Source organism: Stenotrophomonas sp. PS02289, assembly GCF_029960115.1.
Taxonomy (GTDB): domain Bacteria; phylum Pseudomonadota; class Gammaproteobacteria; order Xanthomonadales; family Xanthomonadaceae; genus Stenotrophomonas.
The window spans coordinates 1-948 of the sequence record NZ_JASCOZ010000343.1; the positions used below are offsets into that span (position 1 = coordinate 1).

Genomic DNA, 948 nt, shown 5'->3' on the forward strand with positions numbered 1-948 from the left:
GCGGCGCCGGCCCCCACCCCCCCCCCCCCCCCCCCCCCCGGCTCTACACGGGCGTTCAAAGCCCGCGCAGCTTCCTCAGCTCCAGCTCGCAATGGAACAGGAACTCGAACGCTTCCAGGTGCCGGCGCGCCTCGGCCATGTCCCGGCCCCAGGCGTACAGCCCATGGCCATCAATCAGATAGCCCCACAGGCACTGCTGGTCGAGCAGGACATCGACCTGGGCCGAGAGCACGTTCATGTCCTGGGTGTTGGCAAACACCGGCACTTCAATGGCCATTTCGTGGGTGCTGTTGCCATGGAAGGCCTTCAGCAGCTCATAGCCTTCCAGCCGGATATGCCCCTGCGCGGCATACAGCCGCGAGGCCACGGTCTGCACCGGGGAATGCGTATGCAGCACGCAGCCCACTTCCGGGAAGCGCCGGTACAGCTGGGTATGCAGCAGGGTCTCAGCCGAAGGCCGCAGCGGCCGACCCACGGCCTGGCCATCGAAGTCCACGACCATGATGTCGTCTTCGATCAGCCGGCCCTTGTCTTTGCCGGACACGGTAATCGCCGCATGCTGGTCATCCAGCCGATGCGAGAAGTTGCTGCTGGTCGCCGGCGTCCAGCCGGCCTGGGCCAGCTCACGCACGTTGTCGATCAGGACCTGGGCCAGTTCGCTGAGGCGGGTGGGGTCGTAAGGGGTATTCATGGGAGCGATTTTAACGGTGTTTCGGTTTGTTGGTCGCGAAAAGCGGGTTTCCTGGGGGAGTCCCCAGATGGCGGCAATGCCGCTTTTGCTTTCCGGCTCCGTCACCGACGCCCTGTCGAGGGTGGGTCGGGATGGGCTGGAGGGGGCGTGAGCCGCATGGATGCGGCGATCGAGGCTACAGGGACGTACTTGCGCCGTCCCCCGGAACGGGCCGCCCCCCCCCCCCCCACCCAGGTAAAAAAAAACCCCGGTGGGTT

1 protein-coding gene is annotated in these 948 nt (G+C 65.8%); it reads right to left on the bottom strand.

The genetic code is table 11. From position 1 onward, the window contains the following. Positions 1–55: 55 nt before the first annotated feature. Positions 56–691 carry a methylthioribulose 1-phosphate dehydratase gene (locus QMX83_RS21525; RefSeq protein ID WP_282298659.1) on the bottom strand — a complete coding sequence of 212 codons (636 nt, stop codon included), beginning with the start codon at positions 689–691 and terminating at the stop codon, positions 56–58. Between the last annotated feature and the right edge of the window lie 257 nt (positions 692–948).